General features: G+C 70.0%; 25 protein-coding genes. 16 read left to right on the top strand and 9 right to left on the bottom strand.

Translation table 11 applies throughout. The annotated features are described in order from the left end of the window. Positions 1–145: 145 nt before the first annotated feature. Positions 146–841, top strand: a complete 696-nt coding sequence (locus NLX83_RS26815; protein ID WP_254237949.1) for a DUF6193 family natural product biosynthesis protein — start codon at positions 146–148, stop codon at positions 839–841. Here the strand turns inward: NLX83_RS26815 and NLX83_RS26810 are convergent. Further along, positions 838–1,263, bottom strand: a complete 426-nt coding sequence (locus tag NLX83_RS26810) for a YybH family protein (protein ID WP_254237948.1) — start codon at positions 1,261–1,263, stop codon at positions 838–840. The genes NLX83_RS26815 and NLX83_RS26810 overlap by 4 nt on opposite strands. A gap of 100 nt (positions 1,264–1,363) precedes the next feature. Between NLX83_RS26810 and NLX83_RS26805 the strand changes: the two genes are divergently transcribed. Beyond that, the gene (locus tag NLX83_RS26805; protein WP_254238149.1) at positions 1,364–1,732 is read left to right on the top strand and encodes a YciI family protein; all 369 of its coding nucleotides are present in this window, start codon (positions 1,364–1,366) and stop codon (positions 1,730–1,732) included. Here NLX83_RS26805 and NLX83_RS26800 read toward each other — a convergent pair. Beyond that, entirely contained in the window at positions 1,714–2,217 is a 504-nt protein-coding gene (locus tag NLX83_RS26800) for a tetratricopeptide repeat protein (RefSeq protein WP_254237947.1), read from the bottom strand. The genes NLX83_RS26805 and NLX83_RS26800 overlap by 19 nt on opposite strands. Before the next feature lie 59 nt (positions 2,218–2,276). Here NLX83_RS26800 and NLX83_RS26795 point away from each other — a divergent pair, with 59 nt between their 5' ends. The 6 genes from NLX83_RS26795 to NLX83_RS26770 all read left to right on the top strand — a co-directional run bounded on the left by NLX83_RS26795 (position 2,277) and on the right by NLX83_RS26770 (position 7,435). After that, complete coding sequence (locus NLX83_RS26795; RefSeq protein WP_254237946.1) at positions 2,277–3,251, top strand: MDR family NADP-dependent oxidoreductase; 975 nt, start codon at positions 2,277–2,279, stop codon at positions 3,249–3,251. Positions 3,252–3,266: 15 nt separating this feature from the next. After that, positions 3,267–3,617 carry a MerR family transcriptional regulator gene (locus tag NLX83_RS26790; protein WP_254237945.1) on the top strand — a complete coding sequence of 117 codons (351 nt, stop codon included), beginning with the start codon at positions 3,267–3,269 and terminating at the stop codon, positions 3,615–3,617. Next, positions 3,614–4,312, top strand: coding sequence for a PP2C family protein-serine/threonine phosphatase (locus NLX83_RS26785; protein WP_254237944.1), 699 nt, complete (start codon positions 3,614–3,616; stop codon positions 4,310–4,312). The genes NLX83_RS26790 and NLX83_RS26785 overlap by 4 nt, the downstream gene beginning before the upstream one ends. A 107-nt stretch (positions 4,313–4,419) precedes the next feature. Further along, on the top strand, positions 4,420–5,685 hold the full coding sequence (locus tag NLX83_RS26780; protein ID WP_254237943.1) for an ABC transporter substrate-binding protein: 1,266 nt from the start codon (positions 4,420–4,422) through the stop codon (positions 5,683–5,685). After that, complete coding sequence (locus tag NLX83_RS26775; RefSeq protein WP_254237942.1) at positions 5,682–6,578, top strand: carbohydrate ABC transporter permease; 897 nt, start codon at positions 5,682–5,684, stop codon at positions 6,576–6,578. The genes NLX83_RS26780 and NLX83_RS26775 overlap by 4 nt, the downstream gene beginning before the upstream one ends. Before the next feature lie 41 nt (positions 6,579–6,619). Beyond that, positions 6,620–7,435 carry a carbohydrate ABC transporter permease gene (locus NLX83_RS26770; RefSeq protein WP_254238148.1) on the top strand — a complete coding sequence of 272 codons (816 nt, stop codon included), beginning with the start codon at positions 6,620–6,622 and terminating at the stop codon, positions 7,433–7,435. Positions 7,436–7,456: 21 nt separating this feature from the next. On the opposite strand, the gene NLX83_RS26765 is transcribed toward NLX83_RS26770, so the two are convergent. The 5 genes from NLX83_RS26765 to NLX83_RS26745 form a co-directional block, all read right to left on the bottom strand. Beyond that, positions 7,457–8,323: a hypothetical protein gene (locus NLX83_RS26765; protein WP_254237941.1), complete on the bottom strand. Its 867-nt coding sequence runs from the start codon at positions 8,321–8,323 to the stop codon at positions 7,457–7,459. 65 nt (positions 8,324–8,388) lie between these two features. Beyond that, on the bottom strand, positions 8,389–8,781 hold the full coding sequence (locus tag NLX83_RS26760; protein WP_254237940.1) for a hypothetical protein: 393 nt from the start codon (positions 8,779–8,781) through the stop codon (positions 8,389–8,391). A gap of 102 nt (positions 8,782–8,883) precedes the next feature. Then, positions 8,884–10,671 carry a thiamine pyrophosphate-requiring protein gene (locus NLX83_RS26755; protein ID WP_254237939.1) on the bottom strand — a complete coding sequence of 596 codons (1,788 nt, stop codon included), beginning with the start codon at positions 10,669–10,671 and terminating at the stop codon, positions 8,884–8,886. A gap of 28 nt (positions 10,672–10,699) precedes the next feature. Continuing rightward, positions 10,700–11,587, bottom strand: coding sequence for a DMT family transporter (locus NLX83_RS26750; RefSeq protein WP_254237938.1), 888 nt, complete (start codon positions 11,585–11,587; stop codon positions 10,700–10,702). Positions 11,588–11,734: 147 nt separating this feature from the next. Then, positions 11,735–12,034 carry a DNA glycosylase AlkZ-like family protein gene (locus NLX83_RS26745; RefSeq protein ID WP_254237937.1) on the bottom strand — a complete coding sequence of 100 codons (300 nt, stop codon included), beginning with the start codon at positions 12,032–12,034 and terminating at the stop codon, positions 11,735–11,737. A 98-nt stretch (positions 12,035–12,132) separates the two neighbouring features. Between NLX83_RS26745 and NLX83_RS26740 the strand changes: the two genes are divergently transcribed. From NLX83_RS26740 to ligD (NLX83_RS26705), 8 genes are all read left to right on the top strand, one after another. Then, a complete protein-coding gene (locus tag NLX83_RS26740) occupies positions 12,133–12,564 on the top strand; it encodes a CGNR zinc finger domain-containing protein (RefSeq protein ID WP_254237936.1) in 432 nt (143 codons plus the stop codon). Between the two features lie 80 nt (positions 12,565–12,644). Beyond that, positions 12,645–12,884 carry a hypothetical protein gene (locus NLX83_RS26735; protein ID WP_254237935.1) on the top strand — a complete coding sequence of 80 codons (240 nt, stop codon included), beginning with the start codon at positions 12,645–12,647 and terminating at the stop codon, positions 12,882–12,884. A gap of 26 nt (positions 12,885–12,910) precedes the next feature. After that, entirely contained in the window at positions 12,911–13,525 is a 615-nt protein-coding gene (locus NLX83_RS26730; protein ID WP_254237934.1) for a phosphotransferase, read from the top strand. A gap of 112 nt (positions 13,526–13,637) precedes the next feature. Further along, positions 13,638–14,747 (top strand): S1 family peptidase, encoded by a 1,110-nt coding sequence (locus NLX83_RS26725; RefSeq protein ID WP_254237933.1) that lies wholly within the window; start codon positions 13,638–13,640, stop codon positions 14,745–14,747. A 22-nt stretch (positions 14,748–14,769) separates the two neighbouring features. Then, a complete protein-coding gene (locus tag NLX83_RS26720) occupies positions 14,770–15,669 on the top strand; it encodes an SDR family oxidoreductase (RefSeq protein ID WP_254237932.1) in 900 nt (299 codons plus the stop codon). 358 nt (positions 15,670–16,027) lie between these two features. Then, positions 16,028–16,873: a non-homologous end joining protein Ku gene (gene ku / locus NLX83_RS26715; protein ID WP_254237931.1), complete on the top strand. Its 846-nt coding sequence runs from the start codon at positions 16,028–16,030 to the stop codon at positions 16,871–16,873. 3 nt (positions 16,874–16,876) lie between these two features. After that, complete coding sequence (ligD, locus tag NLX83_RS26710) at positions 16,877–18,325, top strand: non-homologous end-joining DNA ligase (RefSeq protein ID WP_308209381.1); 1,449 nt, start codon at positions 16,877–16,879, stop codon at positions 18,323–18,325. Then, the gene (gene ligD / locus NLX83_RS26705; RefSeq protein WP_254237930.1) at positions 18,322–19,242 is read left to right on the top strand and encodes a non-homologous end-joining DNA ligase; all 921 of its coding nucleotides are present in this window, start codon (positions 18,322–18,324) and stop codon (positions 19,240–19,242) included. The genes ligD (NLX83_RS26710) and ligD (NLX83_RS26705) overlap by 4 nt, the downstream gene beginning before the upstream one ends. Positions 19,243–19,259: 17 nt before the next feature. On the opposite strand, the gene NLX83_RS26700 is transcribed toward ligD (NLX83_RS26705), so the two are convergent. Both NLX83_RS26700 and NLX83_RS26695 read right to left on the bottom strand, forming a co-directional pair. Then, on the bottom strand, positions 19,260–19,682 hold the full coding sequence (locus tag NLX83_RS26700) for an acyl-CoA thioesterase (protein ID WP_254237929.1): 423 nt from the start codon (positions 19,680–19,682) through the stop codon (positions 19,260–19,262). Continuing rightward, positions 19,679–21,715 carry a putative bifunctional diguanylate cyclase/phosphodiesterase gene (locus NLX83_RS26695; RefSeq protein WP_254237928.1) on the bottom strand — a complete coding sequence of 679 codons (2,037 nt, stop codon included), beginning with the start codon at positions 21,713–21,715 and terminating at the stop codon, positions 19,679–19,681. The genes NLX83_RS26700 and NLX83_RS26695 overlap by 4 nt, the downstream gene beginning before the upstream one ends. Positions 21,716–21,787 lie beyond the last annotated feature (72 nt).

Here is a 21,787-nt window from a genome sequence, read left to right as displayed (position 1 = left end):
GGAATACCGTTCGGCTGGAGCCGCGTTCGTGCCATCCGCCGTGAGGCGACCGCCGCACCGTCCCCCCTCCTCGGTGTCCTGCGTCCTTGAGGAATGCTGTGCGGGTCAGCACCGGCCCGCACACGACTAGGACCACCCCCACCCCATGCGCGACGACATGCGTCCCCACTACCCCGAGCTCGTCGAAGCGGGCGACCTGAGCACCGCCCTGCTGCACTCCTCCACCGAGGACGGCACCGCGCTCGTGTTCGAACCCGGCCAGCACCCGCACTCCGCCCGCGTGCTCAGCGCGCGCGGTGTCGTCGAGGTCGACCTCGCCTGCCGGGAACGGTCCTTCCAGCTCAGCCTGTGGAGCCGCGGCGTGAACCTCGCCAGGGGCGACACCGCGGACATCACCGAGGTCGTCGGGATCTGCCGCGCCTGGGAGGCCGGGGCGCGCCTGGCCGATCTGCGCGCGGGCTGGCCGCTGCTGTCCTACACCGAGCTGGCCGAGGCGCACGAGCGCGGAGACGCCGTCGAGGTGAAGTGGCGGATGCTGCTGGAAGACGGCGACCCGCACCTCCGTCCGCTGATCGAGGCCGCCCTGACCGAGCCGCGGCTGCGCGAGCTGTTCCCGTTCACCAGCCGCCGCGCGCTGCTGTTCAGCCGTTGCACCGGCTACCCCTACCTGAGCGTGCCGCCCGTGGTGCTGCCGCTCGGCGCGGGCCGCTACCGCGTGGTCGGGCCGGACGACACCGTGCTCGGCGAGGACGACGCCGCGGGCGCGGTGGCGGTGACCGTCGCCGCCCTGCCCGCCGACTGCGGCCCCGCCGTGCCCGGCACCGCGGAGGACCTGCGTTAGGGCTTGAGGTCCGTGGCCGCGAGGAACGATCCGTCCATGTAGAACGGCGTCGAGGTGTGCTCGTGGGTGATCTTCCACGCGCCGTCGACCACGCGCAGGCCCACCGTGGCGCGATACCACATCTCGAAGCCCTCCGGCTCCCCGTGCGGCGTCGCGGCGAGACGGTTGAGGCTGTGGCAGAACGCCACGTCGGCGCCCGCGGTCACGACGAGCTCGGTGACGTCGTAGCCGAGCGGGCCCACGAAGCCGCCGAACCACGAGCGGATGCCATCGGGGTCGGTCACCTCGGCTCCCGTGGTGCTCAGCGGCGGCGCGAGGTCGAACCTCACCACCCCCGGCGCGTAGGCCGCGACGACGCGCTCCGCGTCCTTCTCCCGCATCGCCGCGACGCGTTCGGCAACGATCTGCTCGATCGTGGTCATAGGGTCCTCCTGGGTTTCGTCGTCGGTCCTTGCGACCGGGACGTCGAAGCCGGACCCGCCCGCTCGACATGCTCGACGAGAGAAGATTCCCGTGAAGTACATGATCTTGATCCAGAGCAACGCCGCCTCGCTCGCCCGCTGGGAGCTGTTGTCCGACCAGCAGCGCGCCGACTTCGGCAACGGCCACATGGCGCTGACCGAGGAGCTGGCCGCGTCCGGGCACCTCGTCGCCTCGGAGGGCCTCGGGGACCCCGGGCTGGGCAAGCACGTATCGCTGCGCGAGGGCAAGCCGATGGTCACGGACGGCCCCTTCGCGGAGGCGAAGGAGCACCTCGCGGGCTTCTACGTGGTCGAGTGCGCGGACTTCGACGAGGCCGCGGGCATCGCCGCCCGCGTGCCCGACGTGCTGATCGGTGGTTCGGTCGAGATCCGCCCGGTCTTCGATCCCAGTCAGCTGTCCCAGACCTGATCCAAGTCCCGCGCGTACAACGCGATGGCCTCGGAGTACGACTTCACCGACGCGTCGTCCGTCGTGTCCAGCACGAGGTTCAGCAACATCGACACGGCTTCCTTGTTCTCGCCGCAGTTGTAGAGCGTCATCGCCAGGAACGCCTTCAGCGGCGCGAAGTCCGGGAACTCCGCGACACCGCGGCGCAGCGTCTCCAGCGACTCCTCGTACCGGCCGAGCGTCCGGTAGGTGCTGCCCAACCCGAGGAAGACGCCGTGCCGCTCGACCGGGGTGAGGCCGGGCAGGCTCAGCGCACGCGAGTAGTACGGCACGGCGTCGTTCTCCTTGCCGAGCTTGTCATGCGCCCATCCGGCCTGGTAGGCGACGCGCGCGTCATCGGGGTACCGCTCGGCCAGCTCCACCGCCAGTGCGAGCGCGTCCTCGTGGCGTCCGGCGGCGCGGGCCGCGGTGATGCGCTCGATCCCGGCTTCGATCGTCTCCGACATGGCCACGATCATGACATCGGGCTTGCCCCTGACGCATGGGTCAGGAACTAGCGTCCGGCATGACCACCTCACGCGAAGTCCGTCTGGCCGCCGTGCCGGAGGGCCTGCCGACACCCGAGCACCTCAGCGTCGTCGAGGGCCCGCTGCCCGTGCCCGGTCCCGGTGAAGTCCTTGTCCGGAACCGGTTCTTCCAAGTCTTCCCCGCTCTGCGCACGCTCTTCGGCGGCGGTGTCGAGGGCACGCCGTTCCCGCCCCTCCACCCGGGCGACACGCTGTTCGGTGGCGCGATCGGCGAGGTGGTCGAGGGCCCGTTGCCCCGCGGAGCCCTGATCTCGCACTGGCTCGGCTGGCGGGAGTTCGCGGTTGTCCCGGTCGAGCAGTGCGTGGTCCTGGACGACACGCTCCCCGATCCGGTCGCGCACCTCTCCCAGGGGCTGACCGCCTTCGCCGCCCTGACCAGGGCCGTTGAGATCAAGCCCGGTGACACCGTGTTCGTGTCCGGTGGGGCCGGCGCGGTCGGTTCGCTCGCCGCGCAGTACGCGAAGCGCCTGGGGGCCGGGCGCGTCATCGGCAGCACGGGCTCCGCGTGGAAGGCGGACCGCATGCGAAGCGAGTTCGGCTACGACGCGGTCGTGCTGCGCGGCGACATGCAGCTCGACGAGGGCATCGACGTGTTCGTGGACAACGTCGGCGGCGACCAGCTCACCGCGGCGATCACCGCTGCCAACGACGGCGCGCGGTTCGTGCTCGTCGGCGCTCTGTCCAGCCAGTTGTCGCCGGATCACCCCGGCACCACCGCGTTCACCGAGGTCGACCTGCTGCAGCTGATCGCGAAGCGGATCACCATGCGCGGGCTGAGCCCCCTCGACTACGCGGGCGCACAGGGCGAATGGGCGGAGCGCTTCGGCGCGTGGCTGCGATCTGGTGAGGTCACCTTCCCGCACACGAGGATCGCGGGCATAGAAAATGCTCCTCGCGCGCTGCACGAACTGCTGAGCGGACAGCACGTCGGCGCGGTGATCGTGGAGTTCTAGACCCGGGGAGTGCGGATGCGGATCGGTGACGCGGCGGTAGCGGCGGGCACTACGCCCAGGGCTCTTCGCTTCTACGAGCAACGGGGGCTCCTGCCGCCGCCGATCCGAACCGGCACCGGGCAACGCGTCTACAGTCCTCGTGACGTGGCCCGAGTCCGGGTGATCCGCGAGCTGCTGGCGCTCGGCCTCACCGTCGACGACCTGAGCGGCTGCGCTGATCGCCTGGACGACATCGGCGCCACGCCGTGCCCGAAGAACCCGGCCGATGGTGTCGCGGCGCGGCGCCTGGAGACGCTGAACGCCGAGATCAACCGCCTCACCGCGGTGCGTGACCGGCTCGCGGAACGAGTGGAGCTGACTCAGTGATCACTGCGGCGGCCGGGAGCGAAACCGGCAGGCGGTACAAGGCGAACTTCGACGTCGTGCACCTGGCGGAGACGCCACTGCGAGCGGTGGTCGCGGACGGGATGGGCGACGGCGAGGGCAGTGCGCGAGCCGGGCGCACCGCCGTGGACACGTTCGTCAACGCGCTCACCGGAGACGTCACAGCCGAGACGTTGCGCGCCGCGGTGGCCACCGCCCAGGAACGGGTCGGAGAGATCGGCAGGCACGTCGTCGGGCTCGCCGGGTGCACGCTGACCGCGCTGGTCGAGTCGCGAACGGGATTCTGGATCACGCAAATCGGGGACTCGCGCGTGTACCGGCTGCGCCAGGGGCTGCTGGAACTGCTGACCGTCGACCACACGATGGCGTGGCTCGGCGCCACCCACGGCTGGTACCCGTTCGACTCCCGCGAGGCCGCCGCGGCGCGCTACCACCTCACCCGTTACGTCGGGCATCCCGAGCTGCCGGAGCCGGATGTGCTCAGCGTGACCGTGCGGCCAGGCGACGTCTACCTGCTGTGCAGCGACGGGGTCGCCGAGCAGGTCTCCTTCCAGCGGCTCCGCGAGGTCCTCGGCTGGTCGCTGCCCGCGTCGGCCAAGGTCGCCCAGCTGCTGGCCGACGCCGACGCCGCGGGCGGCAACGACAACGCCACCGCCGTGGTGATCACAACGGGCTGATCCCAGCTCCCGGGAATGATCGACGCGGGCCGTCTCCGCGTGATGGGGTGCGGTGTGGGAAAGTCACCGGCCAAGCCGAGTTGATGTTCGTGTCGATGGAGGTACCGATGTCCTCAACACCGCTGTCCAGACGCGGTTTCCTGAACGCGGCGGGTGCGGTCGCGCTCGCGGGTGCCTTCGGCGGGCTCAGCGCGTGCGGGTCGAACACCGGCCGCGGCGGCAACGGTGGCCAGGGCCTCCAGCAGTGGTACCACGCGTACGGGGAGAACGGCGTCCAGCAGGCCGTCGAGCGCTACGCCAAGGCCTACACCGCCACCCCGGTCTCCGTGCAGTGGAACCCCGGCGACTACTCCTCGAAGCTGTCGACGGCGCTGCTCTCCGGCGGCGGCCCGGACGTCTTCGAGTCGACGTTGCAGATCAGCATGGTGCGCGCGAACCAGATCGTCCCGCTGGACGACGTGATCGCCTCCGCGAAGGACGACTTCGCCGCGACCGTGCTGGCCGGGCACACCGTCGACGGCAAGGTCTACGGCGTCCCGCAGGCCATCGACATGCAGATGCTGTTCTACCGCAAGAGCATGCTGGACAAGGCCGGGGTCAAGCCGCCGACCACTGTGGACGAACTCATCGACGCCTCGCGCAGGCTCAGCACCGGCGGCGTGAAGGGGCTCTTCGTCGGCAACGACGGCGGTGTGTCCACGCTCGGCGGGCCCGCGCTGTGGTCGGTCGGCCTCGACTACGTCACCCCGCAGCACAAGGTCGGCTTCGACGACCCGGCTGCGGCGACCGCCATCGCCAAGCTCCGCGAGCTCAACACCAGCAACTCGCTCCTGCTCGGCGCGGTGAAGGACTGGTCGGAGCCGGACGCGTTCATCCAGGGCCAGGTCGCCATGCAGTGGTGCGGCCTGTGGGCGGTGCCCGCCGTGCAGAAGGCGCTGGGCGACGACTTCGGCGTGCTGCCGTGGCCGAAGCACTCCGGCTCGGGCACGCCGTCCGTGCCGGTCGGCGCGTTCGGCGCGATGGTCAACGCCAAGAGCAAGCGGATCGACGAGGCCAAGGCGTTCGTGAAGTGGCTGTGGGTCGACCGCACGGAGCACCAGGAGGACTTCAACCTCTCCTACGGCTTCCACATCCCGCCGCGGAACTCCTTGTCCGCCAAGGCCGACAAGCTCAAGTCCGGCCAGGCCGCGGACGCGGTGCGCTTCGTCAAGGAGCACGCCCGCTCGTCCAACCCGCCGGACTGGACGCAGGCCATGCGCACCGCCTTCCAGGACGCGCTGTCCCGGGTGGTGCGCGAGGGGGCCGACGCGAGCACCGAACTGCGCGGCGCGGTTGCCAAGGCCCAGGACGAACTGAAGCGCCTCTACGGATGAAAACCAGCAACGCCAAGGCTTTCTGGCTCTTCGTCGGGCCGTTCCTCGCCGGGTTGGCGATCTTCGCGTACCTGCCGATCGGCTGGAGCCTGCTGCTCAGCTTCTTCGACGCGCACAACACGGTCACCCCGACCGAGTTCGTCGGCATCGACAACTACCTGGACATGCTCAGCGACGGCGCGTTCCTCCAGAGCATGGGCACGTTCACGCTGTTCGCGCTGTTCATCGTGCCGTTGACGTTCGTGCTGTCGCTGGCGCTGGCCCTGCTGGTGAACCAGATCAGCTTCGCGCGGACGTTCTTCCGGTCGGTGTTCTTCCTGCCGACCGCGTGCTCCTACGTGGTCGCGTCGCTGATCTGGAAGCTGTCGATCTTCAACGGCCTGCGGTACGGGCTGGCCAACACGGTGCTGTCGTGGTTCGGCATCGAGCCGATCGCGTGGACGGTCTCCACCGATCCGCCGTGGTACTGGCTGGTGCTGGTGACGCTGCGGCTGTGGTTGCAGCTCGGCTTCTACATGATCCTGTTCATCGCCGGTCTGCAACGCATCCCGCAGCACCTCTACGAGGCGGCGTGGATCGACGGCGCGAAGCCGGGCTGGCAGACGCTGCGGCACATCACGCTGCCGCAGCTGCGGGCCACCTCGGTGTCGGTCGTCCTGCTCACGCTCATCGCCGCCTACCAGGCGTTCGACGAGTTCTACAACGTGCTCGGCTCGGCGGACGGCTATCCGCCCTTCGCCCGGCCACCGCTGGTCTACCTCTACTACACGGCACTGGGCAGCGGCGGCCAGGACTTCGGCCACGGCAGCGCGGGCGCGGTGATCCTCGCGTTGCTGATCGCACTGGTGACGTTGTTGCAGGGCAGGCTGTTCGGCTTCAGGAGGGGCGAGTGATCGGGCACGTGCACCGCCCGGCCGGGTACCGGCGGGCACCGATGACCTCCGCGCTGCGCTACCTCGCGCTCGCGGTGGCGGCGGCGCTGTTCCTGGTGCCGTTCTACCTGGTGCTGCGCAACGGTCTGGCGACCGAGGCCGAGATCGCGGCGCCGGACTGGAAGTTCTTCCCGGACACGATCCACTGGGAGAACTTCGCGGAGCTGTTCTCCGATCCGTCCGTGCCGTTGCTGGCCAGCATGGGCAACTCGGTGCTCGTCTCGGTGTTGCAGACGGTCGGCCAGCTGCTGCTGTGCGGCCTCGCGGGCTACGGCCTCGCACGGATTCCCTACAAGCACGCGGGCAAGGTCTTCTACGCCATCGTGGCCACGCTGATGATCCCGGCGGCGGTGACGTTCGTGCCGAGCTTCGTCGTGGTGTCCAGCCTCGGCTGGCTCAGCGACCTGCGCGGCCTGGTGATCCCCGGGCTGTTCAGCGGGTTCACCGCGTTCCTGTTCCGCCAGTACTTCCTCGCCTTCCCGAAGGAGCTGGAGGAGGCCGCGCGGATCGACGGCCTCGGCCACTGGGGCACGTTCTGGCGGATCGTGGTGCCGAACTCGGGGAACTTCATCGCCGCGCTGGCGGTGATCTCCTTCATCGGCAGCTGGAACGCGTTCCTGTGGCCGTTGGTGATCGCCCAGGACCAGTCCTCGTGGACCGTGCAGGTCGCGCTGTCGAGCTTCCTCACCGCGCAGAACCTGAACGTGCACCAGCTGTTCCTAGCCGCCGCGGTGTCGATCCTGCCGCTGGTCATCGTCTTCGTGACGCTGCAACGCTTCCTGGTCCGGGGCGTCGCGGAGACCGGCATCAAGGGCTGAGGCGCTCTCGCCGGGGGTGGGTCAGAAACCGCCCCCGGCGAACCCGCCCGCGCCACCGTCGCTGCCGTAGTTGCTGGACGGCCCGGAGTGGTACTTGGAGTACTGCCGCGAGGACCGGTCGTTCGGGTCGATCGGGTGCGCGACGATCATCTCGCCGGTGAGCCTGGCCCAGCCGGAGACCTCGGTCTGGTACTTCTCCTCCAACGCGAGACTGGTCTCCGGACCCCAGTTCACCTTGGTGTAGCGGTGTTTCGCCCGCTCCTTCGCCAATGCGGCCTGCACCTCCGGCGGGGTGTGCTCGCCGTTGCCACCGCTTTCCAGGGTCGTCAGGTAGATCCAGAAGCTGCGACTGCCGCCGCTCTTGCTGATCCGGTAGGACCACACCGGTCCGGACGCGTCCTGGATGGCCGTCGCCCGCCGCTGTCTCGCCTGTTCTTGTTCGCGCCGCAGGCGTTCCCGCTCCCGCTTGGTGTACGCCTCCACGTACTCGGGGATGTCACCGGCGTCCTTGAGGAAGGTGGCGAGCGCGGCGGTGAAGTCAGCCCGCAGTTGCTCGGCCGCTTCGTCGTATCCCTTGCGCAGCAACCAGTTCCGCCGCGCGTACTTGATGTGCCACAGCAGCCGCCCGTGGAACGGTGGGCGCTGGTGCAGGCTGATCGCTTCCTCGCGCTTCTGGAGTGCGCGGATGGTCAGCAGGAAGTGGTTGGTCGCCGCGTGCCACCGGTCGTGGTCCGCACGGCTCGCCTTGACGACCTCGTCCGCGTAGGAGGAACCGTTGGGCCGCACGCACTTCATCCGACTGTGCTTGCTGAGCAAGCCGCCGACGACGTTGACTGTCCAGCCGCCGAGTACATGACCGAGTTCCGTGACCGAGACGTCGAGGTCCATCAGCCCATCCTGACAGCACAAGAGGGCTCCCGGCCATCGACCGAAAGCCCTCTCGTGCTACGACGTCAGCCCACCAGAGTCACGCACGGCAGGCCGTACTTGCCGCCGCTCTTGTAGCCCTCCGCGCACAGCCGCGTCTGGTTCGGGAAGTGCCGCTGCGGGTAGACCTGGCCGCGGTAGGTCCGGAACGCGTCCACGTACTCCGAACGCGTCGTCTGGCTCCAGCCGTTGGTGGTCCACACCTTCGCGTAGGTGGTGCCCGCGCGGTTCTGCGTCCACACGGAGACCTCGACCCGGCCCAGATAGGTGCCGGTGTCGTAAGTCCTGATGCAGGTCTGGTTGTTGCACCACTCGCCGTCTGCCTGCGCCGATGGCGTGAGGACGAAGACCATCCCCAACGCCGCCACGGTCGCGGACGCCGCGGCGCCCAACCGCTTCAAGGCCGTTTTCTTGGGCATTCTGACCACCTCAGGGGTCGTTGTTGCGGTGTAGGCCGAAAGCTAACAACGTTCACCCTGATGGGCCTTGCGAAGCTCCAAATGCCCCACTATCGCGGGACGTCACCGGCCGGGGAAGAGCTCCTTGAGCTTCGTCCGCACTCCCTGGCCGATCATGTGCCAGGCGTTCGGCTCCCCGCGCAGCACCGCCTCCGTCATGGCCGTGACCTGCTCGAACGTGGCGTGCGGCGGGATCGGCGGCACCTCGGGGTCGCAGCGCACGTCGAGCACGATCGGCCGGTCGGTGGCCAACGCGCGGTCCCAGGCCGGGCCGACGTCCTCGGGCTTGTCGACGGAGATCCCCTCCAGCCCGAGCGAGCGCGCCAGACCCGCGTAGTCGAGCTCGGGCAGCACCTGCGACTCCTCGAACTTCGGCGCTCCGCCCATCGCGCGCAGCTCCCAGGTGACCTGGTTGAGGTCGTTGTTGTGGAAGACGCAGACCACGCAGCGCCGGTCCGTCCACAGGTCCTGGTAGCGGGCCAGGGTGATCAGTTCGGCCAGCCCGTTCATCTGCATCGCGCCATCGCCGACCAGCGCGATCACCGGGCGGTCCGGGCAGGCGAACTTCGCACCGATCGCGTACGGCACCCCGCAGCCCATCGTGGCGAGCGTTCCGGAGAGCGTGCCCCGGACGTCACCGCGCATCCGCAGGTTCTTGGCGTACCAGTTGGTCGACGAGCCGGAGTCGGCGGTGATGAGCGCGTTGTCCGGCACCCGCGCGGACAGCTCGTGCACGATCCGCATCGGGTTGACCGGGTCGGCGGCGAGCATCGCCTGCGCCTCGACGCTCTCCCACCAACGCTCCACAGTGGACTCGATGGTCTCGCGCCACGAGCGGTCTTCCTTGTGCCGCAACAGGGGCAGCATCGCGGCGAGGGTGGCCTTCGCATCGCCGACCAGGTTCACCTCGGTGGGGTAGCGCATCCCGATCATGCGCCCGTCAATGTCGATCTGCACCCCGCGCGCCTTGCCGTACTCCGGCAGGAACTGGCTGTAGGGGAAGTTCGAGCCGACGATCAGCAGGGTGTCGCAGTCGCGCATCATCTCGTAGCTCGGCCGCGTGCCCAGCAACCCGATCGACCCGGTGACGAACGGCAGCTCGTCGGAGAGGACGTCCTTGCCCAGCAACGCTTTCGCGATGCCCGCGCCGGTGGCCTTCGCGACGTCGAGCACCTCCTGCTTCGCGCCGCGGGCGCCCTGGCCGACCAGGATCGCGACCCGCTCCCCCGCGTTCAGCACCTCCGCCGCCCGCGCGATCTCCTCCGCGGGCGGGACGGCCGCGCCGATCGCCAGGCTCGGCCTGCTCGACGGCACGTGCTTGAACTCGTGCTTCGGCGGCGCGTACGGCTGCTCCTGGACGTCGTTGGGGATGATCACCGCGGTGGGCGCGCGCTGCGACAGCGCCACCCGCATCGCCCGGTCCAGCGCGTTCGGCAGCTGCTCCGGCACGGTGACCTCGACGAGGTACTCGCTGGCGACGTCCTTGAGCAGCGCCTGGAGGTCAACTTCCTGCTGGTAGCTGCCGCCGCGAGCGCTCTGCGCGGTCTGCCCGACGATCGCCACGACCGGCACGTGGTCGAGCTTCGCGTCGTAGAGGCCGTTGAGCAGGTGGATCGCGCCGGGGCCCGATGTGGCCAGGCAGACCCCGGCGCGTCCACTGAACTTCGCATAGCCGACCGCCTGGAACGCCGCCATCTCCTCGTGCCTCGCCTGCACGAAGCGCGGGGTGTTCTCCGCCTCCCCGAAGGCGGCCACGATGCCGTTGATGCCGTCGCCCGGATAGCCGAAGACGTGCTCAACATCCCAGTCGCGCAGGCGTTGGAGCAGGTAGTCGGCAACAGTCTCAGCCATGCATCCCGGCTACCCGCGTGTCAGCGGATCATCCCCGCCGAGCGGAAACGATCACCGCCGAGGACAGCAGCGCCGCGCCGACGAGGCCGACAACGCCCAGCCGCTCGCCGAGCACCAGCGCCGCGAGGACCGCGCCGGTCAGCGGCTCCAGCAGGGCCATCACCGCCCCCGTGCTCGCGTCGATCCCGCGCAGCCCGCGGAAGTACAGCGTGTACGCCGCCGCGGTCGGCAGCAGCGCGAGCGCGGCCAGCAGGCCGATCCCGCCGAGCGATGTGGTGAAACCCAGGTCCGCGAAGGGCACCATGACCAGGCCGCCGAGGGTGAACGCGAAGCCCGTGCTGGTCAGGTCGTCCAGCCCGGCCACCGGGCGCGCCCCGAGCAGCGTCATCGTGGCGAAACCCGCCGCGGCGAGCACGGCGAACCCGGCTCCGGCGAGCAGCGCCGCCCCGGAGAACTCGCCCGAGGGGATGCCGACCAGCAGGGCCAGCCCGGTCAGCGCGAGCCCGAGCGTCAGCACGGCGGTGCGGTCGATCCGCCGCCGGCCCAGTGCCCGCTCGGCGAGCAGCACCAACACCGGCGAACAGCCGATGGTGATCAACGTGGCGATGCTGACCGAGGTCAGCGACACCGAGGCGAAGTAGCTGCTCTGGAAGATCGCCGCCAGCCCGCCGACGCAGGCGATGCGGGTCCAGACGGCTCGTCCTCGCGGCAGTGGACGCCGGGTGACCAGGAGGAACGCGACGATCAGCAGACCGCCGACGCCGAGCCGGTAGGTGGCGACGGCCAGTGGGGAGAGCTCGGCGGCGCGGCCGAGGAGGGTGCCGAGCAGACCGCCCGTCCCCCAGAGGACCCCGGCCGTGGCGAGGGTGGACAGCCCGCGGGCGCGGGAGGACGGCGCGATGGTGGAAACGTGCATGTTGGGTGCTCCTGCGACAGAAGTGATCGGGGTCGCTGAAGCGGGGCACACCGAGAAGGCGCACGGCCGGATCGGCACGATGCGCTGGCAGCTGGCCCCGCTAGGAGGCCGGCGGCGGGGTGACGATGAAGATTCGGTGCACGGCGGTCACCCTAGAGACCTTCCGGGCAGAACGCGAACCACTTCGGCGGCGAGGGCCTTCTTCGGGACGCCCGCGACTCGTCCGCCGTGCAAGACCACTGGGGAGATCCACCCGGCGGTCCGGGTGACCTCCGCCAGGTGCTCGGTGGGGATGAGGTCGCGGTTCACCGCGATCACGTACTGGTCGAAGGCGGGCAGCAGCCGCACGAGCTTGTTCGGCGCGGTGCTCTCGATCTCGTCGACGTCCTCGGCGCGCGAGCATCGGGGTGCCTTCGACGCTGACGTCCGCCAGCTCGTCGCGGGCACCGGCGAACCACGCCTTGAGCAGGGAAGCCTTGGTACTGCGGGCGAACCACCTGTCGAAATCGGCCACAGTGGACGGTCCGTAGGTGCCGAGGTAGCGCTTGACCAGCTCCGGACCGGCGGCCTCGGCGGAGACCGGGAGCCAGCCGGGAAGCCAGGTGGACGGGCTGGTGAAGGTGACGCGGCCACCCTCCGCGGGACCGTGGCAGAGCAGCCCCAGCCAGCTCGCGGACCGCCCGCATCCTCGCGCGGCGGTCGCCGCCCTGAACTCCGTCGCGGCCACGCCGTGCTTGCCCCCCGCGCTGTCCGGCAGTGCGCGCGCGTGGTCGAAACCGACTGCGGCACAAGCACTTTCCAGCATCGCCAGGGATGCGATCGAGCTGTTCGGCGGCCCCGCGGCGTCGCGACTCCGCGAGTGCTCCGCCGAAGACTGCCTACTGGTGTTCGTGGACCTCTCCCGCCCGGGGCAACGCCGGTGGTGCTCGATGGACCGCTGCGGCAACCGCGCGAAGCAGCGCGCCCGCCGCCGCTGACCTGCGTTCGGCGCGCACCGTTCGGACCTCCGAACCGAACTCGCTGTCCAGCGAACGGGCCGCCGTGCTGATCTTGTCCCATGGAGACAACGTCCGAAGTGGACGAGCTTTTCGCTCAGCACGGCCTGTCGCGCGACGAGGCGCAGATGCACTCCGGCGGGCCGACCCCGTCCTTTGTCGTGTCTTATGACGTCGTCTTGAAGCTGTTCCCTCCCGGCTACGAGGACCGGCGCGCGACGGAGACCACGATGCTCTCGGAGCTGGCCGGGCTTCGTTGTACACCGGGGACTGCCCGGTCATCGAGGACACGGGCACGGTAGGAAACCTGCGCTACCTCCTCTTGCGCGTGCCTCGCGGCGAAGACCTGGGCCCGGCTTGGTCGGAAATGGTCGGCGAGGAGCGCGCGGACGTCGCCGAACAACTCGGGTTCGCGCTGGCAGACCTGCACCAACGCACGATCAACGGACTCCAGCGGGATGGCTGGGCGGGCTTCGTCCCACGCAGGCGAAAGGAACTCCTCCAACGCCATCGTGCCGGTGGCGTGCCGCCGGTGTGGTCACGCCAGTTCGAACCGTTCCTCGACGGCATCGAGCACGACGATCCGGACAGGCTGCTCCCGCTGCACACGAAGCTCTCGTTCCCCACCGTGCAGATCCGGCACCGCCCGGGTGGCTGGCTGCTGAGCGGTGTCAGCGACTTCGAGTGCGCGATGCTCGGTCCCAGGGAGTTCGACATCGCGTGGACCGCGCTGTCGGTGGCGCGCGGCAAGCGGCGGTTCGTGCGGAGCTTGCTGGACGGCGCGCAGGTCGAGTACGAGCACCATGATCTGGAACTGCAACGGCGCCTGCTCCAGATGGTGCTCCTGCATCCCGATCTGGATCTGGCCCGGTGGATGCGCAGGCTCGGCGTTCCGCGCACGGCGACCCTGGACGCACTCGCGCGGCACTGGTTCCCGATGTGAGAGAACTTCCGTGTATTCAACAAGCTGCTCGGACGAGGTCTTCTGAGCGTCTCCGTCGTTAGGTTCGCCGGGGTGGCGCCCTGCACTGCCACCCCGAAGACGAGGGAGACCCATGTACCGCACCGTGACCGGAGTCGTCCTCCTGGCCGCGGGTGTGCTGACCGCACCGGTCGCCACCGCCCAGGAGAACTACACGCCGGAGTTGCTGCACGCCGTTCAGCGGGACCTCGGGCTCGACGCGCAGCAAGCCCGCGCGCGGCTCCGCAACGACGCCAAGGCAGCCGACGTCGCACAGCGCGCGCGGACCGCCGCCGGTGACTCCTACGGCGGCGCATGGATTCAGGCCGGGAAGCTCGTCGTCGGCATCACCGACACCTCCAAGGCCGACGTGGTGCGGTCCCAAGGCGCCGAAGTCGCTGTCGTGCGGCACGCGCACAGCCGGCTCAAGGCCGCGAAGCAGCAGCTTGACGGCACCAAGGCGCCCGCGTCGGTCGCCGGGTGGCGCGTCGACGAGCGCAGCAACTCCGTGGTCGTCGAGGTCAGCCGCGGAGCTCGCGACGCCGAGGAATTCATCGCAGCGGCACGGCGTCTCTCCCCTTCGGTCACCGTTGAGGAGGTCGGCGAGGCACCGCGGCTGCTGCACGACGTGCGCGGCGGCGACGCGATCTACAACGGCGGCAGCCCGTGCTCGGTCGGTTTCTCCGTCGAGGGCGGCTTCGTCACCGCGGGCCACTGCGGCGACAAGGGTGACAGCGTCAAGGGCTTCAACCAGGTCCCGATGGGCTCGTACGCGGGTTCTTCGTTCCCCACCAACGACTACGCGTGGGTGAAGACGACCGCCGACTGGACCGCGAAGCCGTGGGTGAACCGGCAGAACGGCACCAATATCACGGTCAAGGGCTCGACCGAGGTCGCGGTCGGCGCCGCGGTGTGCCGCTCCGGCCGCACCACGGGCTGGCACTGCGGGACCGTGTTGGCCAAGGACCAGACGGTCAACTACGGCGGCGGTGAAGGCCAGGTGACCGGGCTGACCAAGAGCGACGCGTGCGCCGAGTCCGGCGACTCGGGCGGCTCGTGGGTCGGCGGCGAGGGCTTCACCCAGGCGCAGGGCGTGCTCTCCGGTGGCTCCGGCACCTGCCGCGGCGGCGCCGCTACCAGCTTCTTCCAGCCACTCCAGGAGATCCTCTCGGCCTACGGGCTGACCCTGCTTGTTAGTAAATGACGGTTCATTTACTATCTCCGGCATGACACCCCTCGCCGGACGCGTCGCCCTGGTCGCCGGTGGCACCCGAGGCGGTGGCCGTGGCATCGCCGTGCAGCTCGGCGCCGCCGGGGCCACCGTCTACGTCACCGGGCGCAGCAGCGACCAGGGCCGTTCCGAGATGGACCGGCCGGAGACCATCGAGCAGACCGCGCGGCTGGTCACGGAGGCGGGTGGCACCGGAATCCCCGTCCGCGTCGACCACGGTGATCCCGCGCAGGTCCGCGCCCTCGCCGAGCGGATCTCCGCCGAGCAGGACGGCGGGCTCGACGTCCTGGTCAACTCGGTGTGGGGCGGGGACCCGATCACCGACTGGGAGAACCCGCTGTGGAAGCAGGACCTCGACCAGGGTTTCCGGTTGCTGCGCCAGGCCGTCGACACGCACGTCATCACCAGTCACCACATGGTGCCGCTGCTCATCGCACGCGGCCGCGGGCTCGTCGTGGAGGTCACCGACGGCAACACCGCCCGATACCGCGGCTCGTTCTTCTACGACCTGGCGAAGTCGTCGGTGATCCGGCTCGCGGTCGCGATGGCCGCGGAGCTGCGCCCGCACAACGTCGCCGCCGTCGCGATCACGCCCGGGTTCCTGCGCTCGGAGGCGGTGCTCGACTTCCTCGGCGTCACCGAGGAGAACTGGCGCGACGGCATCGCCGAGGACCCGCACTTCGCCCAGTCCGAGACGCCGCACTACCTCGGCCGCGCCGTCGCCGCGCTCGCCGCCGACCCGGACGTGATGGTCCACAGTGGACGCGCGCTCTCCACCGCGGGGCTGCACAAGGTCTACGGCTTCACCGACGTCGACGGCACCCAACCCGACTTCGAGGCGTACTGGGCCAAGGCCCTCGAAGCCGAGCACGGCCCCCTCGGAACCCCTCTCTGATCCCCCGCGGGCGCTAAACTCAACCCCGTGCACATCCTCCCCACCCCGCCCTCCTGACCCGAGGTGGTCCAAACCAATCCCGTTTCGTACTCATAGCCGTAGTTGGGAGCGCTCTCTTCCCGGCTATGAGTACGAAACGGGAAAAGCGTCGTGCTTGGGCGAGCGGGGCGCGGGTCATCGTGCCGTGGACGACATTGTGTGCCGGTAATCATTTCCGTGCGGGCGCCGGGAATCACCGGCCGCCTATTCCAGTGGGCCCGCCGGTGATAGCGCGGATACGGCGAGCGGATCAGCACGACTAGGCCACGAAAGCGGTGATCAAGGTGCGAATCCGCAGCTGAGAGGGTACGCATGGGCCATGCGGGCGATGTGGCACGGCGCGATCTCGTTCGGTCTGGTGACCATCGCGGTGCGGCTGTTCGCCGCGACCGAGGAACACGACTTCCGGTTCCACCAGGTGCACCGGGAGGACGGCGGGCGGATCCGGTACAAGCGGGTCTGCCAGGTCTGCGGCGAGGAGGTCGCCTACGCCGACATCGCCAAAGGCTACGAGCTGGAGGACGGCCGGATGGTCGTCCTGGACCGCGAGGACTTCGAGAAGCTGCCGATCTCCACCGACCGCGCCATCGAGGTGGTGGAGTTCGTGCCCACCGAGGAGATCGACCCGATCTTCTTCCAGAAGAGCTACTACCTGGAGCCGGACAAGGCGGCGGTGCGGCCCTACGTGCTGCTGCGGACCGCGCTGGAGCGGGCGGACCGGCTGGCCGTCGTCAAGATCACCATGCGCCAGCGGCAGTCGCTGGCCATGGTGCGCGCCCGCGACGACGTGCTCGTGCTGCACACGATGATGTGGCCGGACGAGATCCGGACGCCGGACTTCGGCTTCCTCGACGGCGAGGTGGAGGTGCGGCCGCAGGAGCTGAAGATGGCCGAGTCGCTGATCGAGAGCATGGCGGGCACCTTCGAGCCCGGGGAGTTCACCGACGACTACCGCGAGGCCATGGCGAAGCTGGTGGAGGCGAAGGCCGAGGGCGCGGAGCTGCCCGCGCAGCCGGAGGACGAGGACGCGGGCGAGGTGATCGACCTGATGGCGGCGCTGGAGCGCAGCGTCGCGCAGGCCAAGGCCAGCCGCGCGGAGACCACGCCCGCCAAGAAGGCCAAGAAGACGCCCGCGAAGAAGAGCGGCAAGAGCAAGAGCGCCTGAGCCGTGGGGGACCTCCGGGACTACCACCGCAAACGCGATGCGGCGCGCACCCCGGAGCCCATGCCGGAGAGCGTGCCGACCGGCGGGAACAACGACCTCTTCGTGATCCAGGAGCACCACGCGCGGCGGCTGCACTGGGACGTGCGGCTGGAACGGGACGGGGTGCTGGCCTCGTGGGCGGTGCCCAAGGGGCTGCCGGAGGACCAGGGCGACATCCGGCTGGCGGTGCACACCGAGGATCACCCGATGGAGTACCTCACGTTCTCTGGAGAAATCCCGAAAGGTGAGTACGGCGGCGGCACGATGACCATCTGGGACACCGGTCGCTACGACACCCTCAAGTGGTCCGAGCACGAGGTCGAGGTCGTTTTCCACGGCGCCCGCGCCCAGGGGCGCTACGTGTTCTTCCGCTCCGACCGGCGGGACCGCGACGGCAAGAACTGGATGGTCCGGCGTGGATCAGACGGAAAGAGCGTTCCCCCGCGCACTCCGCCACCCGAGCAGCTGTCCCCGATGCTCGCGGTCCGCGGCCCGCTTCCCGAGCCTGACCAGGACGAACAGTTCTCCTACGAGTTCAAGTGGGACGGCGTGCGCGCGCTCGCGCGGATTACCGGCGGGCGGTTGCAGCTGCTCGCGCGCAGCGGCGCCGACATCACCGCCACCTACCCGGAGCTGCGCGAGCTGGGGCCCCGCTTCCCCGGCACCGTCCTGCTCGACGGCGAGGTCGTGGTGTTCGACAACGGTCGGCCGAGCTTCGGCGCGTTGCAGAAGCGGATCAACGTCTCCGGCGCGGCCCAGATCGCCCGCCTCGCGGAGCAGCAACCGGTCACCTACCTGATCTTCGACCTGCTCCACCTCGACGGCCGATCGTGCCTGGAACTCGGCTATGACCAGCGCAGACGACTGCTGGAGTCACTGGAGCTGCGCGGCAGCCACTGGCTCACCCCGCCCGCGTACACCGGCGCGGGCGCGGCCGTGCTCCAGGCGGCGCGGGAGCAGCGGTTGGAGGGCGTGGTCGCGAAGCGTCGGTCCTCGCGCTACCGGCCGGGTCTGCGGTCCACGGACTGGATCAAGATCACTGATCTTGAAACTCGTGAAGTGGTCGTCGGCGGCTGGCAGCCGGGCGAGGGCAAACGCGCTGGCCTGATCGGATCGTTGCTGCTCGGACTGCCCTCGCCGGACGGGACGCTGCGCTACGTCGGCAAGGTCGGCACCGGGTTCAGCGACGCGGTGCTGCGGTCGCTGACCGAGCGGCTGCGCGGGCTCGCGCGGCGCACCAGCCCGTTCTCCCCCGAGGTCCCGCGCCAGTTCGCGCGCAACGCGAAGTGGGTCGAACCGAGCCTCGTCGGGGAAGTCCTGTTCCAGAACTGGACGTCGGACGGTCGGCTGCGGCTGCCCCGCTGGCGCGGCCTGCGGCCGGACAAGTCCCCGGGTGAGGTGGGTGAGGCATGAGCCAGGCGACGCCGGTGCGGGTGGACGGCAGGACGCTGAAGCTGTCCAACCTGGACAAGGTGCTCTACCCCGAGGACGGCTTCACCAAGGGCGAGGTGATCGACTACTACGCCCGGATCGCGCCCGTGCTGCTGCCGCACCTGGCCGACCGCGCGCTGACGCTCAAGCGCTACCCGGACGGCGTCGACGGCATGTCGTTCTTCGAGAAGAACGTGTCCCGGCACGCGCCGGAGTGGGTGCGCACCGTTCGTCTGTCCACTCCGGGCAGCAGCCGCGGCGCCGAGCACGCCGACTACGCGGTGGCGGAGGACACCGCGACCCTGGTGTGGGCGGCCAACCTCGCCGCACTGGAGCTGCACATTCCACAGTGGACAGTTGGTCCGCGCGGCGCCCGGCGCGACCCGGACCTGCTGGTGTTCGACCTCGACCCCGGGGCCCCGGCGACCATTGTGGAGTGTTGCCGGGTGGCCGGGCTGCTGCGCGAAGCCCTGGCGGAGGACGGCCTGCCCGCGTACCCGAAAACCAGTGGCTCCAAGGGACTTCAGCTCTACGTGCCGATCACGGCACCGGACTCGGAGCGTCCCCGCGAGTACGCGCGCGAGCTGGCCGAGCGGCTGGCCGCGGACCGTCCACAACAGATCGTCGCGAAGATGATCAAGTCGATCCGGGGTGGCAAGGTGCTCATCGACTGGAGCCAGAACAACACCGCGAAGACCACCGTCGCGCCGTACTCGCTGCGCGCCCGCGAGCGCCCCACCGTCTCCACGCCGGTGACCTGGGACGAGGTCGAGGACTGCGCGAAACCGCAGGACCTGGTCTTCACCGCACCAGAAGTCCTGGACCGCGTGGCCGAACACGGAGACCTCCTCGCCGACCTCCGCTCCGAAGACCGCGCCTCCCTCCCCCGCAGGCGCTAGTTCTCCTGACTACTGGGTCAGAGACCGAGCACGGAGGGGTCGTCGGCGATCTCGGCGATGCGCTCGGCGGGGTTGGCGACGAGCTTGCGGGTTTCGAGGTCGAGCACGCCACCGACGACGCGCATCTCCGCCGCGAGCACGCCGTCCGCGCGGGTGAACCGCTGCTCGATCCGGAAGGTCTTGCCAGCACCCCAGCTGTACGCGCAGGTCACGTCCACCTCGTCACCGGCGCCCAGTTCGGCGAGGTAGCGGATGTTGATCTCCAGCATGACCGGGCCGATGCGGCTGGCCAGCATCTTCTCCTGCGAGGCGCCCGCGGCGCGCAGCATCTCCCAGCGCACGTGCTCGCCGTAGTCCTGGTAGATCGCGCCGTGCAGGTGTCCCTGGGTGTCCAGCTCGTAGCCGCGCACCGCGATGCGCGTGCTGTACGGCTCGGTCATCGGCCCGCCCGGCGGCTGGGCAGCCCGTGGGCGGCGTCGGTCGGCACCTGGTGCTCCCTCCGGTGCCGCAGCATGTCCGCGAGCGGCGTGGGCTGGCCGAGGTGGAAGCCCTGCCCGACCCGGACGCCGAGCCTGGCCAGCGCGTCGACCTGCGAGGGCCGCTCCACCCATTCGGCCACCGTGGACAGCCCGAGGCCGCGGGCGATCTCCAGGATGCCGCTGACCAGCACCGCGTCGCTGGTCCCGCGGTCGATGCCGCGGACGAACTCGCCGTCGATCTTCAGCCCGGTGATCGGCAGGTGCTTGAGGTGCACGAACGAGCCGAAGCCCGCGCCGAAGTCGTCCAGGGTGATCCGGCAGCCGGTGGCCCGCAGCTGCTCGGCGAGGTCGCGCACGGCGTCCAGGTTGGTCATCGCCGCGGTCTCGGTGATCTCCAGGCCGAGCCGCCCCGGCGTCACGCCCGCGGCGATCAGCCGGTCCAGCACGAACTTGGCGAAGTCGGCGTCCTCCAGCGTGCGGCCGGAGACGTTGACGTTGAACCGCAGGTCCGAGTCGGGGTGCTTGACCAGCGTGTCCAGCGCCTTGTCGAGGACCCAGCGGTCGATGTCGAGCACCAGGCCGGAGCGCTCCGCCTCGGGCAGGAACTCCGCCGGGCCGGGCGCGGGCCCGTCGCCGTCCTCCAGTCGCAGCAACAGCTCGTAGCCGAGGATGCGACCGGTCCGCAGGTGCACCATCGGCATCGCGTGCAGCGCGAACCCGTCGTTGTCCAGGGCGAACCGCAGTCGGTCCAGCACGGACACGCGCTTGACGGTGTCGGCGTAGTGGCCGGGCTCGTAGACCGTGACGCGATTGCGGCCCGCGGCCTTCGAGGCGTAAAGCGCCAGGTCGGCGTTGGCGAGCACGTCCTCCCACCCGGCCCCGTCGCCGAACGGCGCGACCCCGGTGCTGGCGGTCATCCTGGTCGCGGCGGCGCCGGTGATCACCGGCAGCGCGGAGATGCCCGCGGCCAGCTTCTCCGCGAGCGCGGCGGCCTGCGCGGTGTCCACGTCGGGCAGCACCACGGCGAACTCGTCACCGCCGAGGCGGCCCAGCAGCTGACCGGGGCCGAGCTGGCCGGTGAGCTTGGTCGCCAGGGTCCGCATCACCCGGTCGCCGACCGCGTGCCCGCGCAGGTCGTTGACGTCCTTGAAGTTGTCCAGGTCCAGCAACAACAACGCGCCGCAGGTGCCCGCCGCCAGCTGCCGCTCCAGCTCCCTGGTAAGCGCGCGGCGGTTCGGCAGCCCGGTCAACGGGTCCTCTTCGGACAGCCGGAGCAGCTCGCTGTGCAGGCGGTGGGACTGGGTCACGTCGTGGGCGGTGCCGAGCATCCGCACCGGCCGTCCCGCGTCGTCCTTGACGACCTCTCCGAAGCACTCGAAGACCAGCTCGGAACCGCAGTCGGCGCGGCTGATCCGGTGCGTGTAGGTGAACTGGTCGCCGGTGCGCAGAGAACGCTCGACGACCCGCTGGAACTCCGGGCGGTCGTCCTCGTGGATCAGCGAGAGGTAGGCGGCGTAGTCCAGCTCGGTGCCGGGCGGGTGGCCGACCAGGTCCAGCAGCGCGTCCGACCAGACGACCCGGTCGTCCGGAAGGTACCACTCCCAGTTGCCCATCCGGCCGAGCATCTGCGCGCGGTGCAGGGCCTGCGCCTGCTGCGTCGCCTCCAGCTCGCGCGAGCGCCACGCCGTCACGTCGATCGCGCGGTAGAGCAGGTTCTCGGTGCCGTCCAACTGCGTGCAGCTGACTTCTAGCCAGCGGTGGCCCTGCGGCCGGGCCGACGGCGCCAGCAGCGCGGCGATCCCGGCCCGGGGCCCGTCCGGGATACCGGGCATGAGCGCGGGCAGCGACCGTCCCTCGGCCCCGTCCTCGGGGATGCCGAGCATGACCGCCAGGGCAGCGTTCACCCACAGCAACCGACCAGTACGCTCGGTCACCGCAAATCCGACGTCCGTGTGCCGCAGCACCGCGAACTGCGCCGCACCGTCGTCCGACACCTAACGCCTCCTCGCCGCTGAGCGCCATGGTCGCCGCCCCGTGCACCCGTGGGCAAGGGCCCAACGTTGCCA

Origin of the sequence: Allokutzneria sp. A3M-2-11 16 (genome assembly GCF_024213555.1) — a bacterium.
Taxonomy (GTDB): domain Bacteria; phylum Actinomycetota; class Actinomycetes; order Mycobacteriales; family Pseudonocardiaceae; genus Allokutzneria.
This window is presented reverse-complemented; position numbering and strand designations above follow the sequence as displayed.

Bases quoted from the DNA above. Each gene is read 5' to 3' on its own strand.
- ku (WP_254237931.1), top strand. From the start codon at position 16,028: ATGCGGGCGATGTGGCACGGCGCGATCTCGTTCGGTCTGGTGACCATC.
- NLX83_RS26795 (WP_254237946.1), top strand. From the start codon at position 2,277: ATGACCACCTCACGCGAAGTCCGTCTGGCCGCCGTGCCGGAGGGCCTG.
- NLX83_RS26805 (WP_254238149.1), top strand. From the start codon at position 1,364: ATGATCTTGATCCAGAGCAACGCCGCCTCGCTCGCCCGCTGGGAGCTG.
- NLX83_RS26750 (WP_254237938.1), bottom strand. From the start codon at position 11,587: ATGCACGTTTCCACCATCGCGCCGTCCTCCCGCGCCCGCGGGCTGTCC.
- NLX83_RS26790 (WP_254237945.1), top strand. From the start codon at position 3,267: ATGCGGATCGGTGACGCGGCGGTAGCGGCGGGCACTACGCCCAGGGCT.
- NLX83_RS26700 (WP_254237929.1), bottom strand. From the start codon at position 19,682: ATGACCGAGCCGTACAGCACGCGCATCGCGGTGCGCGGCTACGAGCTG.
- NLX83_RS26770 (WP_254238148.1), top strand. From the start codon at position 6,620: ATGACCTCCGCGCTGCGCTACCTCGCGCTCGCGGTGGCGGCGGCGCTG.
- NLX83_RS26725 (WP_254237933.1), top strand. From the start codon at position 13,638: ATGTACCGCACCGTGACCGGAGTCGTCCTCCTGGCCGCGGGTGTGCTG.
- NLX83_RS26775 (WP_254237942.1), top strand. From the start codon at position 5,682: ATGAAAACCAGCAACGCCAAGGCTTTCTGGCTCTTCGTCGGGCCGTTC.
- NLX83_RS26810 (WP_254237948.1), bottom strand. From the start codon at position 1,263: ATGACCACGATCGAGCAGATCGTTGCCGAACGCGTCGCGGCGATGCGG.
- NLX83_RS26780 (WP_254237943.1), top strand. From the start codon at position 4,420: ATGTCCTCAACACCGCTGTCCAGACGCGGTTTCCTGAACGCGGCGGGT.
- NLX83_RS26760 (WP_254237940.1), bottom strand. From the start codon at position 8,781: ATGCCCAAGAAAACGGCCTTGAAGCGGTTGGGCGCCGCGGCGTCCGCG.
- NLX83_RS26765 (WP_254237941.1), bottom strand. From the start codon at position 8,323: ATGGACCTCGACGTCTCGGTCACGGAACTCGGTCATGTACTCGGCGGC.
- NLX83_RS26720 (WP_254237932.1), top strand. From the start codon at position 14,770: ATGACACCCCTCGCCGGACGCGTCGCCCTGGTCGCCGGTGGCACCCGA.
- NLX83_RS26735 (WP_254237935.1), top strand. From the start codon at position 12,645: ATGGAGACAACGTCCGAAGTGGACGAGCTTTTCGCTCAGCACGGCCTG.
- NLX83_RS26755 (WP_254237939.1), bottom strand. From the start codon at position 10,671: ATGGCTGAGACTGTTGCCGACTACCTGCTCCAACGCCTGCGCGACTGG.
- NLX83_RS26815 (WP_254237949.1), top strand. From the start codon at position 146: ATGCGCGACGACATGCGTCCCCACTACCCCGAGCTCGTCGAAGCGGGC.
- ligD (WP_254237930.1), top strand. From the start codon at position 18,322: ATGAGCCAGGCGACGCCGGTGCGGGTGGACGGCAGGACGCTGAAGCTG.
- NLX83_RS26800 (WP_254237947.1), bottom strand. From the start codon at position 2,217: ATGTCGGAGACGATCGAAGCCGGGATCGAGCGCATCACCGCGGCCCGC.